The organism is Nocardia sp. NPDC057668 (genome assembly GCF_042799795.1).
Classification (GTDB): Bacteria; Actinomycetota; Actinomycetes; order Mycobacteriales; family Mycobacteriaceae; genus Nocardia.
Map to the genome: position 1 here is coordinate 442200 of NZ_JBHVIC010000002.1, position 17209 is coordinate 459408.

General features: G+C 70.6%; 12 protein-coding genes. 7 read left to right on the forward strand and 5 right to left on the reverse strand.

The window, feature by feature from the left end:
- Positions 1-65: 65 nt before the first annotated feature.
- Positions 66-800 carry a tyrosine-protein phosphatase gene (locus ACFVBH_RS14860; RefSeq protein ID WP_354988880.1) on the forward strand — a complete coding sequence of 245 codons (735 nt, stop codon included), beginning with the start codon at positions 66-68 and terminating at the stop codon, positions 798-800.
- A 237-nt stretch (positions 801-1037) separates the two neighbouring features.
- Here the strand turns inward: ACFVBH_RS14860 and ACFVBH_RS14865 are convergent, their stop codons facing one another.
- Both ACFVBH_RS14865 and ACFVBH_RS14870 read right to left on the reverse strand, forming a co-directional pair.
- Positions 1038-2282 (reverse strand): class I adenylate-forming enzyme family protein, encoded by a 1245-nt coding sequence (locus ACFVBH_RS14865; protein ID WP_379002085.1) that lies wholly within the window; start codon positions 2280-2282, stop codon positions 1038-1040.
- 191 nt (positions 2283-2473) lie between these two features.
- Positions 2474-3268, reverse strand: coding sequence for an enoyl-CoA hydratase/isomerase family protein (locus ACFVBH_RS14870; protein ID WP_379002086.1), 795 nt, complete (start codon positions 3266-3268; stop codon positions 2474-2476).
- 41 nt (positions 3269-3309) lie between these two features.
- On the opposite strand from ACFVBH_RS14870, the gene ACFVBH_RS14875 reads away from it, so the two are divergent.
- Entirely contained in the window at positions 3310-4332 is a 1023-nt protein-coding gene (locus tag ACFVBH_RS14875; protein ID WP_379002087.1) for a glutathione S-transferase family protein, read from the forward strand.
- A gap of 224 nt (positions 4333-4556) precedes the next feature.
- Here the strand turns inward: ACFVBH_RS14875 and ACFVBH_RS14880 are convergent, their stop codons facing one another.
- Both ACFVBH_RS14880 and ACFVBH_RS14885 read right to left on the reverse strand, forming a co-directional pair.
- Positions 4557-4964, reverse strand: a complete 408-nt coding sequence (locus ACFVBH_RS14880) for a VOC family protein (protein ID WP_354988876.1) — start codon at positions 4962-4964, stop codon at positions 4557-4559.
- A 4-nt stretch (positions 4965-4968) separates the two neighbouring features.
- On the reverse strand, positions 4969-5808 hold the full coding sequence (locus tag ACFVBH_RS14885; RefSeq protein WP_379002089.1) for a helix-turn-helix domain-containing protein: 840 nt from the start codon (positions 5806-5808) through the stop codon (positions 4969-4971).
- A 118-nt stretch (positions 5809-5926) separates the two neighbouring features.
- Between ACFVBH_RS14885 and ACFVBH_RS14890 the strand changes: the two genes are divergently transcribed.
- The 3 genes from ACFVBH_RS14890 (at position 5927) to ACFVBH_RS14900 (ending at position 8476) form a co-directional block, all read left to right on the forward strand.
- Positions 5927-6643: a hypothetical protein gene (locus tag ACFVBH_RS14890; RefSeq protein ID WP_354988874.1), complete on the forward strand. Its 717-nt coding sequence runs from the start codon at positions 5927-5929 to the stop codon at positions 6641-6643.
- A complete protein-coding gene (locus ACFVBH_RS14895) occupies positions 6640-7584 on the forward strand; it encodes an ABC transporter ATP-binding protein (protein ID WP_379002090.1) in 945 nt (314 codons plus the stop codon). Before ACFVBH_RS14890 ends, ACFVBH_RS14895 begins: the two co-directional genes overlap by 4 nt.
- Before the next feature lie 97 nt (positions 7585-7681).
- Positions 7682-8476, forward strand: a complete 795-nt coding sequence (locus tag ACFVBH_RS14900; RefSeq protein WP_354988872.1) for an ABC transporter permease — start codon at positions 7682-7684, stop codon at positions 8474-8476.
- A 75-nt stretch (positions 8477-8551) separates the two neighbouring features.
- Here ACFVBH_RS14900 and ACFVBH_RS14905 read toward each other — a convergent pair whose 3' ends face one another.
- The gene (locus ACFVBH_RS14905) at positions 8552-9085 is read right to left on the reverse strand and encodes a VOC family protein (protein WP_354988871.1); all 534 of its coding nucleotides are present in this window, start codon (positions 9083-9085) and stop codon (positions 8552-8554) included.
- A gap of 192 nt (positions 9086-9277) precedes the next feature.
- Between ACFVBH_RS14905 and ACFVBH_RS14910 the strand changes: the two genes are divergently transcribed.
- A complete protein-coding gene (locus ACFVBH_RS14910; RefSeq protein ID WP_379002091.1) occupies positions 9278-13285 on the forward strand; it encodes an ABC transporter ATP-binding protein in 4008 nt (1335 codons plus the stop codon).
- Positions 13286-13398: 113 nt separating this feature from the next.
- On the forward strand, positions 13399-17187 hold the full coding sequence (locus tag ACFVBH_RS14915) for a multifunctional oxoglutarate decarboxylase/oxoglutarate dehydrogenase thiamine pyrophosphate-binding subunit/dihydrolipoyllysine-residue succinyltransferase subunit (protein WP_354988870.1): 3789 nt from the start codon (positions 13399-13401) through the stop codon (positions 17185-17187).
- The last annotated feature ends 22 nt before the right edge of the window (positions 17188-17209 follow it).

Below are 17209 nucleotides of genomic sequence, written 5' to 3' on the forward strand. Positions count from 1 at the left end.
GGAATTCACTTCCACCCATCGGATTCGATACCCCCCGCGCCCGCGCTCACCGATAGCCTGAGCGGGTGACTTCTGCGCGCCACGACCCTTTCCTGATCACCGGCACCTTCAACTTCCGTGACGTGGGCGGAGCCCGGACCGCCGCCGGAGCCCGCGTCCGCGACGGGGTCCTGCTCCGCTCGGCACAGCTCAGCGGGCTCGACGACCAGGGCCGCTCCCGGCTGCTCGACCTCGGCGTCACCGACGTGCACGACCTGCGCGGCTTCGCCGAGATCGACCACATCGGCCACGACGCCCTGCCCGATCAGGTCCGCCTGCACGTCACCCCGTTCGACTCCCAGATCAGCCTGACCCCGCCGCACGAGGCACGGGCGCACGCCACCGCGTCCAACCACATGCTCGAGGTCTACCGCACGTTCCCCGCCATGCCCGAGGCGCACGTGGCCATCCGGACCCTGGCCGAATCGGCCCTCGCCGGCACCGCGCTCGTGCACTGCGCCGCGGGCAAGGACCGCACCGGCTGGGCCATCGCGACCCTGCTGCGCACGGTGGACGTCACCGAGGAGGACGTCTACGCCGACTACCTGCTCAGCAACGACGCCGTGCCCACCCTGCGCGCGATCATGACCGAGGGCTCGAACGAGGAGCTCTCCGACGACCTGCTCGGCGTCAAACCCGAGTACCTCGCCTCGGCCACGGACTCGATGATCGCGATGTACGGGGACCTGGACGGCTACCTCGCCGAGGTGGGCATCACCCCCGAACAGCGCACCGCGCTGCGCGGCCGCTTCATCGAGTAGGCGGTAGCCCGGCGCTCGATCCACAGTTCGCATCGTCTCCGCACGGCGGCCCCGCGTGTCGTGCGCGGAGGTCGGTGTGCCGGCCGCGCGAGGGTCCGCGACGTTGGCAATCAGCACACCCGGTCAAGCGGCCCCGGCAGACCCGATCAGGCGGCCCCGGCGGCGACAGCATGTTCGACGCGGGCTTCTGCCGCATGTCAGCGGTCATGCGCGTGGCGCGCCGCGGGAAAACCCGTCTCAGGCGACGGGAGCCCGGCGGACCAGGCCGGTCGGGTCGATGGTCACGTGGTTGCCCGTGTGGAACCACGAACCGGTGAACCGGGATTCGGTGGTCTGCGGGTCGTTCCAATAGCGCGGGGCGATATTCGGCCCGCGACAGAGCAATTCGCCGCGACCGGTGTCCGCGGCGGGGCCGAAGAGGGCGAGTTCGGTTCCGCCGAAGGCGAATCCGAGGGAGTCGCAGGCATCGGGGGCGGCGGCGTCGTCGCGAGCCAGCCCGATGCCGCTGGTCTCGGTGGCGCCCCACACCGACCACTGCCGGGCCGCGGGGAAGACCGCGCGGAGCGAGTCCGAGACCGTGTCGGCGGCGCCCGGTTCCACGGCGGCGAGTTCGGCGCGATGACCCGCGCTGCACACCTTGCGGACCCCCTCCATCCGCAGTCCAGCCAGCTCCGGTAGCAGGCCCGCGAAGATGCGCGGGGTGGCCGCCACCATGTCTATTCGCTCGGCGGCAAGGGTTTCGGCGATCGCGGCCGGATCCGGGGCCAGCACCACGGTGCCGCCCACCGCGAAGGTCGGGAGCAGCTGATCGACGCAGCCGCTCGCGTGCGCCAGGGGCAGCAGCACCAGGTTGCGCAGCCCCGCCGTGGGTAGCTCCAGCGCCCCGACCACCGAGCGGATCGCGGACAGCAGATTCTCGTTGGTGAGTTCGACCCCGCGCGGGCCGACCGGCGAGCCGGGACTGGTGTAGCAGAGCAGGGCCAGCTCACCCAGGGACGCGCCGTCGTCGATGAACGCGGCGGCGTCGGGCAGCGCCGCGCGGTATCCGTGCGCACGGCCGCCGCCGTCGAGGATGTAGTCGGCGCTGGCGTCGTGAATGACCTTGTCCGCCAGGGCGTCCGGGAGCCGGTCGTGCACCAGCACCGGCACCGCGCCGGACAGCAGCGCGCCCAGGAACGCCTGCACCCAGCGCACGCCCACCGGCATGCGGACCGCGACCCGATCCCCGTAGCCGATCCCGTGCTCCTGCAACCCGCCGGCTATCCGCGAGGCGGAATACCATAGCTCGCGATAGGTGAGCCGCGGGCCCCCGATCTCGACGACCGCCTCCCGCGCGGCGAAGGTGTGCACCTGAATATCCAGTAACTCGGTGAGTGCCGGATTGAGGTTTCCGTAGCGCAGGACGCCATCGGCCCCACGCGCAAGGGGGTTGTCGCACCGGGCATTTCGCGAGTGCGGGTATTCCACCAGTAGCTGCGACATAGGTCCCTCCGAGCGCCTTGTGGCCAGCAGGCACCAGTGACTATATGATGCAGATCACAGCTACGGGCGGATTGCGCCGTCTTTGCGGCTAGTTGCCCGTGTCCGGGGCTCCCCCGCTCCGGTTTCCACCCGCCCCGCACACCCCCGCACCACCCGGCCCGGAACCCCGGCGCGGACGGCTGCGCGGGGAACTACTCGCCCCTGTACGTGGCCTTGCCCGGCCCCACATCGAGGAAGCTGCGGACAGCGTTCTTCAGGTCCGAAGTGGCGAACAGGCGGCCCGAGATCTCCGGCGTCACCGAATCCGCGTGCGCCACACCGCCCGAACGCCAGGCCCCGATGATCTCCTTGGTGGCGGCGTGCGCGCGGGTCGGCCCGTCGGCCAGGCGGGCCAGCAGGGCGCGCGCGGCGTCGTCGACGTCCTCGTGCACCGCGTTGACCACGCCCCAGTCGGCCATCGTGGCCGCGTCGTACAGGTCCCCGGTCATCACGAACTCGCGGGCGCGGCCGGAACCGGCGCGCTCGGCCAGGCGCTGCGGGCCGCCCATCGACGGGGTCAGCCCGACCACGGTCTCCACCAGGCCGAACTTGGCCTTGGGCGCGGCCAGGATGATGTCGCAGGCCAGCGCGATCTCGAAGGCCGCGGTCAGCGTCAGCCCGTGCGCGGCGAACACCACGGGGCACGGCAGCGCCTCGATGGGATGGATGACCCGCGCGAACAGGGTCTGCCACAGCTGCGCGCCCTCCTCGGCGGTGAGGCCGTCGAACACGTGCACGTCCACCCCGCCCGAGACCAGCTTGCCCTCCGCGCGCAGCAGCAGCGCCCGCGGCGGATCGGCGGCCAGCTCCTCGAAATCGGCGGCGAGCGCGTCCAACAGCGCCTTGTCGAACAGATTCAGCGGCGGATGCGCGACGGTGATGATCGCGGCCCGCGCACCTCCCGCGGTGACGATGCGTTCCAGGCGGGTGGGCTTCGAGTCAGTCATGGTCCCGAATGTACGACACGGTCTCTGCCAGACTGGATCGCGTGACCACCTCGGAATCGCAGAACGGGACCTACGTCGAAGCCGGCGGGTTCAAGCGGGACACGAACTACATCACCACCCGGATCACCGCCGACGGGCGCGAGGGCTACCCGGTCGAGGCCGGGCGCTACCGCCTGGTCGCGGCGCGGGCCTGCCCGTGGGCCAACCGCACGCTGATCGTGCGGCGGCTGCTGGGCCTGGAATCGGCGCTGTCCGTGGGCATGCCCGGCCCGACCCACGACAAGCGGAGCTGGACCTTCGATCTCGACCCCGGCGGCGTGGATCCGGTGCTCGGCATCCACTTCCTGCGCGACGCCTACCTGGCGCGCTTCCCCGACTACCCGCGCGGCATCACCGTGCCCGCGATCGTGGAGATCGCCACCGGGCAGGTCGTCACCAACGACTACGCGCAGATCACCCTCGACTTCTCCACCGAATGGACCGAGTTCCACCGGCCCGGCGCGCCGCGGCTGTATCCGCAGGATCTGCGCGAGGAGATCGACACGGTCAACAAGCGGGTGTACACCGAGGTCAACAACGGGGTGTACCGCTGCGGGTTCGCCGGTGATCAGGACTCCTACGACGCGGCCTACGACCGGCTGTTCACCGCCCTGGACTGGCTGACCGAACGCCTGGCCGGGCAGCGGTACCTGGTGGGCGACACCATCACCGAGGCCGACGTGCGCCTGTTCACCACCCTCGCGCGCTTCGATCCCGTGTACCACGGCCACTTCAAGTGCAACCGGCAGAAACTGTCCGAGATGGACGTGCTGTGGGCCTACGCCCGCGACCTGTTCCAGACCCCGGGCTTCGGCGACACCATCGACTTCACCCAGATCAAAGAGCACTACTACATCGTGCACACCGACATCAATCCCACGCGGATCGTCCCCAAGGGCCCCGAGCTGTCCGATTGGCTCACCCCGCACGGCCGGGAAGCGCTGGGCGGCAACCCCTTCGGCGACGGCACCCCGCCCCCGCCGCCACAGCCCGGCGACGTGGTCCCGGCCGCGCACTCGGCGTAGCGCCTCGACGGTCGGAGTTCACCGGCCGGACCAGCGGCAGGTCGGCCTGGCAGTCGATCGGCCCGGTAGTCGATCGGCCCGGTAGTCGATCGGCCCGGCAGTCGATCGGCCCGGCGGTCGGTCGAGCCGGCCGTCAACCAGGCTCGGCAGTCGGTCAGCTCGCGGTCGGCCCGGCCGCGGGCATCCGAGCACCGGTGCCGGGATACCCGGCCCGGCAGGCGACCCTACTCCCCCGCGAAGGTGCCGAAGCTCCAGTAGACCCCCTCGGGGTCGCGGCAGGTGAAACCGCGTGACTCGTAATCGGTTTCGTCGCGGAGCTCGCGGATGACGGTCGCGCCCGCGGCGACCGCGCGGGCGTAGATCGCGTCGGGTTCGGCGGTGACGATGTAGATCGCGCCGACCCCGGCGGGCTGCCCGCTCAGGGCCGAGTCCTCGCGGACCGAGCCGAGCATGATGCCGCCGCCGGTGGGCCAGCGTAGTTCGGCGTGGTCGACGACCTCGCGGGACCCGTGCCGGGCGGTGCATTCGAAGCCGAAGACGTTCTCCAGGAAGGAGATCGCCGCGTCGGCGTCCCGATAGATCAGGGCGGGCCAGATGGTGGTCAGGGTCTTGGTGCTCGCTGATTCGCTCATGCCACTAGGGTGTCGCGGCGGCCCCGTGTTGGTCTTGGACGAATGGGAACTCCTCGCGTTCGCGCCAGACCGAGGGCGGCAGTCCGGCCAGCTCACGCCATTCGCGGGCCATATGGGCCTGGTCGTAGTAGCCGGTCAGCGCCGCGATCTCGGCCAGCGCGGGCGGATCGGGCAGCCGCAGCATCAGGTGCGAGCGCTCGAAACGAGCCAGGCGCACCGCGTCCTTGGGCGTGATGCCGAACTCGGCGGCGAACCGGCCGCTCAGATGCCGCCGGCTCCAGCCGATCTCGTCCGCGACCGCCGCCACCCGCACACCCGGATCCGCCCCGGCGAGCAGGTCCCAGGCGCGGGCCAGCTCCGGATCCCAGTGCACCGGGCGCATGCGGCGCAGCAGGATCTCGTCGAAGATCTCGAAGCGCGCTGTCCAGTCGGCGGTGGCGGCGAGCCGCTCGCGCAGTTCGCGGGCGTCTCCCCCGAGCAGATCGTCCAGCTCCACCATCCACGAACCGAGGGCGGCGGTGGGCACCCCGAGCAGCGCCCGGCAACCGCGCGGGGTCAGCGTCAGCTGGACGCCGTGCTGATACCCCGAGTGCGCGATGACCACCGGCCGCACGGTCAGCCCGCTGGCCAGGGTCTCCCAGCTGCCGCCCGGTTGCCCGGGATGCGCGGTGACCGGAATCCGCAGCGGCTCGTCGAAGGTGACGATCACGGTCAGGCCCGGACCGGGCATTCCCACGTGAACGCCTGGTTCGAATCCGCGCAAAAGGTAACCCTCGTAACCGAGGACAAACTCGCGCAGGCGCGGATCGGGTACTCCGCTCGCGCCCTCCGACACACCGGACACCACTTCACCGTAGGCGGGTCCGGTGCGAACGCGCGGGGCGGAACCGGCTTCTCTCGCGGTTCGTTGTCCGATTGCCATAGAGTTTCGGTCGGAGGACCGCACGAAGAAGGGGATCGCGATGTACAAGACCGGGCTCGAGCGGGCGGTCGTCTCGCTGCTCGACAATGGGGCGCAGGTACAGGCACCCGCCGTCGCCAAGTACGTGGACAAGCTGCGGCGCAGCCACCCCGACGAATCTCCGGCGCAGATCATCGCGCGCATCGAGAAGCTGTACCTCACCACCGTGACCGGCAGCGGCACCGCCGTGGGCGCGACCGCCGCGGTCCCCGGCGTCGGTACCGTCGCCTCGCTGGCGGCCATGAGCGCGGAGACCGCGTTCTTCATGGAGGCCTCCGCCGTCTACACCCTGGCCGTGGCGGCCGTGCACGGCGTCGCGCCCGAGGACAAGGAACGCCGCCGCGCGCTCGTGCTCGCGGTCGTGCTGGGCGACAGCGGCATGGCGATCGTGCAGAAGAGCGTCGGGCATTCGGCCAAGAACTGGGGAAACCTGCTGGCCAACAAGATTCCCGGACTCAGCGCGATGAACGATTCGCTGCTCAAGCGCTTCATGGTGCAATTCCTGGCCAAGCGCAGCGCGCTCATGCTCGGCAAGGTGATCCCGGCCGGAATCGGTGCGGTCATCGGCGGTTTCGGCAACCGCGCCCTGGGCCACAATCTGATCGACAACTCGCGCAAGGCTTTCGGGCCGCCGCCGCGGGTGTGGCCGCAACTGCTGGTCATCGACGCCGACCCGCTGCCCGCCGTGGAAGCCGCGCCCAAGAAACTGCAGAAGTGAGCCAGGCCCGCCCGCTCGCCTTCGCCGCCGCCGGACTGAGCCGGGATTTCGGGACCGTCCGGGTCGTGGACGAGGTCAGTTTCGTGGTGCCCGCCGGGACCGTGGCCGCGCTCATCGGGCCGGCCGCCGCGGGCAAGAGCACCGTGCTGCGGATGCTGCTCGGGCAGTTGCGGCCGACCTCGGGCACCGCGAGCGTGGGCGGGCCCGGCTCGGGCGTACGGCGCGGACGGCAGCCCGTCGGGGCGATGCTCACCCCGCGCGGACTGCATCCGGCGCGCACGGTGCGCGCGCAACTGCGGGTCTTCGCCGCGGCCGCCGGCGTCCCCGACGAGCGGGCCGACGAGCTGCTGACGCTGACCCGCCTGGAACCCGTGGCCGGAGAACGCATCTCGATGCTGCCCCCGGGCGCGCAGACGCGCCTCGCGCTGGCCGTCGCGCTGCTCGGCGATCCGCCGCTGCTGGTGCTGGACGAGCCGTTGTCCGGGCTCGATCTCGCCGAATCTGCCTGGCTCTTCGAGTTCTTACAGGGGCACGCCCGCCGCGGCGGCACCGTGCTGCTGACCTCGCGGACCCTGAGCACGGTGCTGCCGGTCGCGGACGAGCTCATCGTGCTCGATCGCGGCAAGGTCACCTATCAGGGCAGCCCGGCGCGGCTGCGCCGCAGCCATCCGGATCGACTGCTGGTCAAGGCTTCCAGCCCCATCGCGCTGGCCACCACCCTGGCCGCGCAGGGCTTCACCGACGCGGTCATGCGCCCCGACGGCCGCCTCGCCGTCGCCGAAGCCTCACTCGCGCAACTGGAATCGGCCGCCGCCCTGGCCCGGGTCCAGCTCACCGAGATCACCCCGGAACACATCCACCCGGACCAGGTCCTGGCCACCCTGACCCGCCCGGCCCCCACTCCCTACCCCGCCCCCGCCGCGTACGGCATGCCGCGTTGAGCACGAGTCCCCGGCCGGCCGCGCCCCACGGGACGAGAGCCGGGGCCCCGAAGCATCCCGATTCCGTGCGCGCTCGTTCGCGACGAAAGGACTGTCGATGAACCGCATCGTCGTACCGGAACCCGTACTGCGGGCGGCCCGTTCGGAGGCGCGCAAGGCCGGCTCGCTGCGGGTGAACCAGGCGCTGGGCGGGCTGGTGCCGGTGCTGGCCGTGCTGGCCTTCGCGACGCTGGGGCTGATGCTGGACCGGCTGCCGTCCGAGGACGAAGACAAGGTCATTTCCGCCGCGGGCTGGCCGGGGCTGTTCGCCGCCGTCGCCATGGTGGCCGCCGTGCTGGCCGCCGGGGTGTTCGGGGCGCTGTCCGCGGGTGCGGAATACCAGTACGGATCGCTCGCGCTGACCGCGCTGTACACCCGCGACCGCAACGTGCTGCTCGGGGCGAAAACCGCCGTGGTGGCGGCGATTTCGCTGGCGATCGTGGTGCTGGCGGAGGCACTCGCGGTGGGTGCGCTGCTGCTGTTCGGCCGGGACCGGGTGCAGCTCGGGTCCTGGTTGTTCGCCGTGCTGGCCGGGGTGGCCCTGGCCGCGGTGTGCTGGTCGGTGCTCGGCACGGCCCTGGGCTTCCTGCTGCGTTCGCCGGTGCGGGCGCTGGCGGTCGGCCTGGCCGTGGTGCTGCTGGAACCGCTGCTCTGGCTCATCGTCCGCGCGGCCGGGATCCCGGGCGTCGCCGCCGTGCTTCCGGTCTCGGCCACCCTCGGCACCATGACCAGCAGCGAGTTCACCGACGGCGGGCTCATCGCCCCGACCCCGGCGGCCATCGTGGTGCTGCTGCTCTGGACCGCCGCGGCGGCCGGTGCGGCGTGGTGGTTCACCACCACCCGCGACCTCTGACCCCGCGACCCCGGCGGAACGCCGCTGCCCCCAGAACTATTCGCGAGCGGCGCCTCAGGGTTCGCGAGCGGCTCCTCAGCCGCGACCCGCGAACAGCCGCCGCCAGACCTCGTGATCGGTGCGCGGTCCGCCCGGGGTGTCACCGCCGTATTCGGCGATGAGCGCGGGCAGGTCGAGCGGAACCGTGGGCGCCGACATGCCGGACAGCGCCTTTTCCACAGCGGCGTCCGGGACCAGCCAGCAGACCTCGAACTCGATGCCGTCCGGATCGGCCGCGTACAGGGCCTTGGTGGAGCCGTGATCGGAGGCGCCGGTCAGGGCGTTCGCCGCCGTGAGCGCCGCGCGCACGCGCTGGAGTTCGTCGAGCGTGTCCACCTCCCAGGCCAGGTGATAGAGGCCGACCCGGCCGGTGCGGTGCGGCGTCGACGGATCCGGCGACTGGAACAGACCCAGGTCGTGGTCATTGGCCGAGCCTTCCGCCTGGAGGAACGCTCCGCCCGGGAACCCCATCGGCAGCCGGCGGAAGCCGAGCACCTCGCCGTAGAACGCGGCCGAGCGCTCCACATCGGAGACGAACAGCACAGCGTGGTTGAGACGCTGGATTGGCATGGGCGCGGCCCCTTTCGAATGGACAGTTCCGTCCAGCCGACCACGCAGACGCCACCGGGCACAAGGCGACGTCCCGACTTCACACCCGGACACCTCCGGACACTCGCGGACCCGCCGGACACGGCCCGCCACGCGGGACAACCCGGGCGCCCGGGAACAAACGGGGGGTGCTCCCGTCGTTAGACGATCCAGATGAGTGTGAGTCGAGTGGATGAGATCGGGGGTGACCCCGTGGTGCGGGCGACGGCCGGGAACGGGCGGACCGGCGGCTGGTTGCGGCGGCTGTGGCGGCGGGCGCGGGAGCACCCCTGGATGCTGGCCGGAATCGGGCTGGCCGTGCTGGTGGGCGCGGCCATCGAGGTGACCGGGCCGCTGCTGGCCAAACGCGCCCTGGACGGCGCGACCGCCGGGAACACCGAGATCATCACGGCCATGGCCGGACTGCTCGCCCTGCTCGCCGCCGCCCGGTTCGGCACCAGCTTCAGCCGGCGCATGCTCGCCGGCCGCCTGGCCCTGGACGTGCAGCACGAACTGCGCGTCGATCTGCTCGGCGCGCTCCAGCGCCTGGACGGGCCGGGTCAGGACGCCCTGCGCACCGGCCAGGTCGTGTCGCGATCCATCAGCGACCTCACCCTCGTCCAGGGCCTGCTGGCCATGGGCCCGTGGTCCTCGCTCGCCGCGGTGCAATTCGTGCTCGCGGCCGGGGTCATGCTGTGGCTCTCGCCCCCGCTGGCCCTGACCGCGCTGCTGGTCGTGCCGGTGCTGGGACTCGTGGTCTACCGGGTACGACCGCGGCTGTACGCGGCCACCTGGTCCGCGCAGCAGCGCGCCGCGGATCTGGCCCAGCACGTGGAGGAGACCGTCACCGGCGTCCGCGTGGTCAAGGGCTTCGGCCAGGAAGCGCGCATGGTGGATGTGCTCGAACGGCACGGCCGCGAGCTGTACGGGGAGCGTATGCGCGCGGCCCGCATCGACGCCCGCTTCGCACCGACCCTGGCGGCCATCCCCCAGCTCGGACTGGTCGCGGTGATCGCGGTCGGCGGGGCGCTGGCCCTGCGCGGCTCGATCGGTCTGGGCACCTTCCTGGCCTTCAGCGCCTATGTCGGCACCATGACCGCGGCCACCCGCACCGTGTCCATGGTGGTGGTGCTCGCCCAGCTGACCCGGGCCGCCGCCGAACGCGTCCACGAGGTCATCGACAGCGCGCCGGAGCAGACCGATCCGGAGCATCCGGTGGAGTTGCCCGCCGGCCCGCTGGGCGTCGAGATCGAGGCTCTCACTTTCGGTTTCACCCCGGACCGGCACGTCCTGGACGGCTTCGATCTGACCATCGCGCCCGGGGAGACCGTCGCGATCATCGGCCCGGCGGGTTCGGGCAAGTCGACGCTGTCGCTGCTGATCCCGCGCTTCTACACCCCGCAGTCCGGCCGGATCACGCTGTACGGCAACGATTCCCGGGCCGACATCGCGGACCTGCGCGCCACCGACCTGCGTTCGGCCGTCGGCGTGGTCTTCGACGAGGCGTTCCTGCTCTCGGACACCATCTCCGCCAACATCGCCCTGGGCCGCCCCGAGGCGACCGCCGCCGAGATCCGTTCCGCGGCGACCCGGGCCGCGGCCGACGAGTTCATCACCGCGCTCCCCGACGGCTACGACACCGTGGTCGGCGAACGCGGCCTCACCCTGTCCGGCGGCCAGCGCCAGCGCATCGCCCTGGCCCGCGCGCTGCTCACCGACCCCCGCGTCCTGATCCTGGACGACGCCACCTCCGCCGTCGACGCCCTCACCGAGGCCGCGATCTTCGACGCCCTCCCCACCGATCACCCCCGCACGACCCTGATCCTGGCCCACCGCGAGTCCACCCTGGCCCGCGCCGACCGCGTGATCCGCCTCCCCGGCCCGCTCCCGCCCGCGGACCCGGAACAGCCCGGCCTCGCCGCGACGGGCGCGCCCGCACCGTTCCCGGCGGCGGCTGGGCCGGCGAGCCGGGCCGATACCAACGGCCGGCGTTCGGACCCGGCGAGTGGGCTCGCATCGATCGAGCGCGCGACCGATCCCACCGCCGGTCTCACACCGGCCGAGCACACAACAGGCCCGGCCGGCGGACCCGAGGTAGTCGAGCAGGCAACCGTCCCCGGGACCGGGCACACGCCCCTCGAGTCAGCGAGCGTCGGCAACCACCGGCCCGAGCAGTCGAAACCGGCGGCGCGCGAGGCCGATCGGCCGATCGCGCCCGGCGCCGAGATCCCGGCCGAGGTGCTGCGCGGGCTGCGGGGGATGCCCGCGGCGACCGAGCGACCGGAGATGGACGGAAAGCGGCTGCGGGAGCCCGATCCCGGGTTCCGGCTGGCGAGCGCGCTGCGGCCGGTGCGGTGGCTGGTCGCGGGGACCATGGCGCTGCTGGCGGTGGATGCCGTTGCGGGCGTCGGGTTTCCGTCGATCGTGCGGTACGCCATCGACGGGGGCGTGACCCGGCAGGACGCGGGGACGCTGGTCATCGCGGCCGTCGCGGGGACGGTGCTGGCGGTGATCGGCTGGCTCGCTGCCTCCACGGCGCTGGTGTGGGGCGCCAAGGCCGGGGAGCGGGTGCTGTTCGGCCTGCGGGTGCGCAGTTACGCGCATCTGCAGCGGCTCGGGCTCGACTACTACGAGCGCGAGCTGTCCGGAAAGATCCTCACGCGCATGACCACCGACGTCGACGCGCTGTCCACCTTCCTGCAGACGGGCATGCCCGACGCCCTGGTCAGTCTGCTCATGGTGGCGGGCGTGGCGGTCGCGCTGACCGTCATCGACGCCCGCCTGGCGCTGGTCGTGCTGGTCGCGCTGCCGCCACTCATCATCGCCACCTGGGCTTTCCGCCGCGCGTCCAACGCGGCCTACAGTGCCTCGCGCGAGCACGCGGCGACCGTGAACGGCGACTTCGCCGAGAACGTCGCCGGGCTGCGCGTGGTGCAGGCGCACCGGCACGAGGCGCTCGCGGCCCGGCGCTTCGCCGAGTACTCGGGGCGCTACCGCGACAGCCGGATGCGGGCCCAGCGCGCCATCTCGCTGTTCTTCGCCTTCGTCGGCGGCTGGGCGGATCTGGCGCTGGCGGCGGTGGTGTTCCTGGGCGCGCGGCAGGTGGCCGAGGGCGTCACCAGCGCGGGCACCCTGGTCGCGTTCGTGCTCTATCTCGGCCTGCTGTTCGGACCGGTCCATCAGCTGTCGCAGCTGTTCGACGGGTATCAGCAGGCCCGGGTCGGCCTGCGGCGCATCGGTGAACTGCTGCGCACGCCCTCCTCGATCGCACCGGATCCGGACGGCGCGGTGGACGCCGCGCCGGGCCTGCGCGGCGAGGTCGAGTTCGATCGGGTGCGCTTCCAGTACCCCGGCACCCGGACGCCCGCCCTCGACGGTGTGAGTTTGCGAATCCCGGCGGGGACGAGTCTGGCGCTGGTCGGGGCGACGGGCGCGGGCAAGTCCACGGTCGTGAAACTGCTTGCCCGGCTTTACGACATGCCGCGTGAGGCAAATCACGGTTCACTCACGGCGCTATCGAAGATCGATATAGCGGATTCGCATCACAGCGCCGAAAACAACGAGGAAAACGGCGCTATCAGGGTCGACGGCATCGATATCCGCGACTACGCGCTGGCCGGCTTCCGTTCGCGGCTCGGGGTGGTGCCGCAGGAAGCTCACTTATTCGCCGGCGACATTGCCAGCAACATTGCATTTGGCAAACCTTTTGCGAGTCTTGCGGAGATCGAATCCGCGGCCGCCGCGGTCGGCGCGCTGCCCACGATCAACGCTTTGCCGCTGGGAATGCGGCAACCGGTGGGCGAACGGGGTCGCGGGCTGTCCGCGGGGCAGCGGCAGCTGATTGCCCTGGCCCGAGCCGAACTGGTCGGTCCGGATCTACTGCTGCTGGACGAGGCGACCGCCGTCCTCGACCCCGCGGCCGAAGCGTCGGTGCTGGTAGCGAACGAATCGGTGACTCGCGGCCGGACCGCGGTGATCGTCGCGCACCGGCTCGCGACCGCCGCGCAGGCCGATCGAATCGCCGTCGTGGAACACGGGCGAATCACCGAAATCGGCACTCATGACGAACTCCTATCAATGCACGGCCCCTACTCTCGCCTGTGGGCTGCGGCGGGCGCCGAAGTAGGAATATTCTCGGTCCAGGACGAGTCGTCACGAGAAGATGTGTCCGCTCGGTGGTAGTCCATGCCCAGGCGCGAACAGGCGTGGGCATATCCTCAGAGGGGGCGCGTCGGTGCGCATCCGCCGATTACCCGTGCCGGGCACGTCACAAACGTCGCAGCGCGAAGAACGAAATGAGGCGAACACCTGCTGTGAGCAGCTCAACATCCCAGTTCGGACAGAACCAGTGGCTCGTCGACGAGATGTACCAGAAGTACAAGCAAGACCCGTCGTCGGTCGATGAGAGCTGGCACGAGTTCCTCGCGGACTACACGCCGGAAGCCACCGGCGACTCCGGCAACAGCCAGGCAGTAGCCCCCGCTCCCGCCGCCGCGGCCCCCGCGCCCGCCCCCAAGGCTGCCGCGCCCGCGCCCAAGGCGACAGCGCCCGCGCCCGCCAAGGCCCCCGCCGCGCCGAAGCCCGCCGCGGCTCCCGCGCCCGCCAAGGCCCAGGAGCGCGCGCCCCAGACCGTTCCGGCCAAGACGTCCAACGCCGCCCCCACCGCGGGCGCGCCGAAGACCGAGTCGGCCGACGAGTCCAAGGTGCTGCGCGGTCCGGCCGCGGCCATCGTCAAGAACATGTCGGCCTCGCTGACCATCCCCACCGCCACCAGCGTCCGGGCCATCCCCGCGAAGCTGATGATCGACAACCGGCTGGTCATCAACAACCACCTGGCCCGTACCCGCGGCGGCAAGATCTCCTTCACCCACCTGCTGGGTTACGCCATCGTGCAGGGCATCAAGTCCTTCCCGGTCATGAACCGGCACTTCGCCGAGATCGACGGCAAGCCGAACGCGGTCACCCCCGCGCACACCAACCTCGGCCTGGCCATCGACCTGCCGGGCAAGGACGGCGGCCGCACCCTGGCGGTCGCGGCCATCAAGAACACCGAAGACATGACCTTCGCGCAGTTCCACACCGCGTACGAGGACGTGGTGCGGCGCGCGCGCAACGGCAAGCTCACCAACGACGACTTCACCGGCGTCACCATCTCGCTGACCAACCCGGGCACCATCGGCACCAACCACTCGGTGCCGCGGCTCATGCCCGGACAGGGCGCGATCATCGGCGCCGGCGCCATGGAGTACCCGGCCGAGTTCCAGGGCATGGGCGACGAGCAGCTGGCCGAGATCGGCATCGGCAAGCTCATGACGCTGACCTCGACCTACGACCACCGCATCATCCAGGGCGCGGAGTCCGGCGACTTCCTGCGGACCGTGCACAACCTGCTGATCTCGGACGAGTTCTACGACGAGATCTTCCACGGCATGGGTGTCCCCTACGAGCCGGTGCGCTGGCGCAAGGACATCAAGGAACGCGGCATCGACAAGTCGACCCGCGTCCAGGAGATGATCACCGCGTACCGCAACCGCGGTCACCTCATGGCCGACACCGACCCGCTGCGGCTGGTGCACGACAAGTTCCGCTCGCACCCGGACCTCGATGTCACCCAGCACGGGCTGACCCTGTGGGACCTCGATCGCGAGTTCAACGTCGCGGGCTTCCACGGCAAGGAGCGCATGAAGCTGCGCGACGTGCTGTCGATCCTGCGTGACGCCTACTGCCGGCACGTGGGTGTGGAATACACCCACATCCTGGATCCCGAACAGCTGCAGTGGATTCAGGACCGCGTCGAGCAGAAGCACGAGAAGCCTTCTGTCGCCGAGCAGAAGTACATCATGTCCCGGCTCAACGCGGCCGAGGCGTTCGAGACCTTCCTGGCCACCAAATACGTGGGCCAGAAGCGCTTCTCGCTCGAGGGCGCCGAGTCCGTCATCCCGATGATGGACGGCGTCATCGACCAGTGCGCCGAGTACGCCCTCGACGAGGTCGTCATCGGCATGCCGCACCGCGGCCGCCTGAACGTGCTGGCCAACATCGTCGGCAAGCCCTACTCGAAGATCTTCACCGAGTTCGAGGGCAACATGAACCCGGCCGCCACCCATGGCTCGGGCGACGTGAAGTACCACCTGGGCGCGCGCGGCACCTACATCCAGATGTTCGGCGACAACGACATCGAGGTGTCGCTGACCGCCAACCCCTCGCACCTGGAAGCCGTCGACCCGGTCCTCGAGGGCCTGGTCCGCGCCAAGCAGGATCTGCTCACCAAGGAAGACCTCGTCACCAAGGGCGAAGAGGCGCGCACCTTCTCGGTCGTGCCGCTCATGCTCCACGGTGACGCGGCGTTCGCGGGTCAGGGCGTGGTCGCCGAGACCCTGAACCTGTCCGTGCTGCGCGGCTACCGCACCGGCGGCACCGTGCACATCGTGGTGAACAACCAGATCGGCTTCACCACCTCGCCGGAGTACTCGCGTTCGACCGAATACTCCACGGACATCGCGAAGTTCATCGGCGCGCCGGTGTTCCACGTGAACGGCGACGACCCCGAAGCCTGCGTGTGGGTCGCCAAGCTGGCCGTGGACTACCGCCAGAAGTTCAACCGCGACGTCGTGATCGACCTGATCTGCTACCGCCGTCGCGGCCACAACGAGGGCGACGACCCGTCGATGACGCAGCCGCACATGTACGACGTCATCGACACCAAGCGCTCGGTGCGCAAGACCTACACCGAATCGCTCATCGGCCGCGGCGACATCTCCATGAAGGAGGCCGAGGACGCGCTGCGCGACTACCAGGGCCAGCTGGAGCGGATCTTCAACGAGGTTCGCGAACTGGAGAAGTACCGGCCCGAGAAGTCCGAGTCCGTCGAGGACGAGCAGCAGATGCCGGCGAACATGGTCACGGCCGTGGACAAGTCGGTGCTGCAGCGCATCGGTGACGCGTTCGTGAACGTGCCCGAAGGCTTCAGCGTGCACCCGCGCGTCAAGCCGGTGCTGGACCGCCGCAAGGAGATGGCGTACGAGGGCAAGGTCGACTGGGCGTTCGCCGAGCTGCTGGCCTTCGGCTCGCTCATCGATCAGGGCCACGCGGTGCGCCTGACCGGTCAGGATTCGCGGCGCGGCACCTTCACCCAGCGGCACTCGGTCATCATCGACCGCAAGACCGGCGGCGAGTACACCCCGCTGCACAACATCGGGTCCGAGAAGGCCGGCTGGTTCGCGGTGCACGACTCGGCGCTGTCCGAGTTCGCCGCCGTCGGTTTCGAATACGGCTACTCGCTGGGCAACCCGGACGCGCTCGTGCTGTGGGAAGCGCAGTTCGGTGACTTCGTCAACGGCGCGCAGACCATCATCGACGAGTTCATCTCCTCCGGTGAGGCCAAGTGGGGTCAGCTGTCCGAGGTCGTGCTGCTGCTGCCGCACGGTCACGAGGGCCAGGGCCCGGACCACACCTCCGGCCGTATCGAGCGCTTCCTGCAGCTGTGTGCCGAGGGTTCGATGACCGTGGCGGTTCCGTCCACGCCGTCGAACTACTTCCACCTGCTGCGCCGGCACGCGCTGGACGGCATCCGCCGCCCGCTGGTGGTCTTCACCCCGAAGTCCATGCTGCGCAACAAGGCCGTGGTCTCCGACATCGAGGACTTCACGGACAACAAGTTCCGCAGCGTGCTCGAGGAGCCCACCTACGAGACCGGCGACGGTGATCGTTCGAAGGTCAAGCGCGTGCTGCTGACCTCGGGCAAGATCTACTACGAGCTGCTCGCGGAGAAGGTCAAGAACAACCGCGACGATCTGGCGATCGTGCGCGTCGAGCAGCTGTACCCGATCCCGAAGTTCCGCCTCAACGAGGCCCTGGAGGGCTACGCCAACGCCACCGATCTGGCGTGGGTCCAGGAGGAACCGGCCAACCAGGGCGCCTGGCCCTTCTTCGGCCTGAACCTCCCGGAGATCCTCCCGGCCCGCTTCGCGAAGCTGCGCCGCATCTCCCGCCGCGCCATGTCGGCCCCGTCCTCGGGTTCGTCGAAGGTGCACGCGGTCGAACAGGCCGAGATCATCGCCGAGGCCATGAGCCCCACCTCCTAGGCGAAAACCGTTCCGCCGCAGG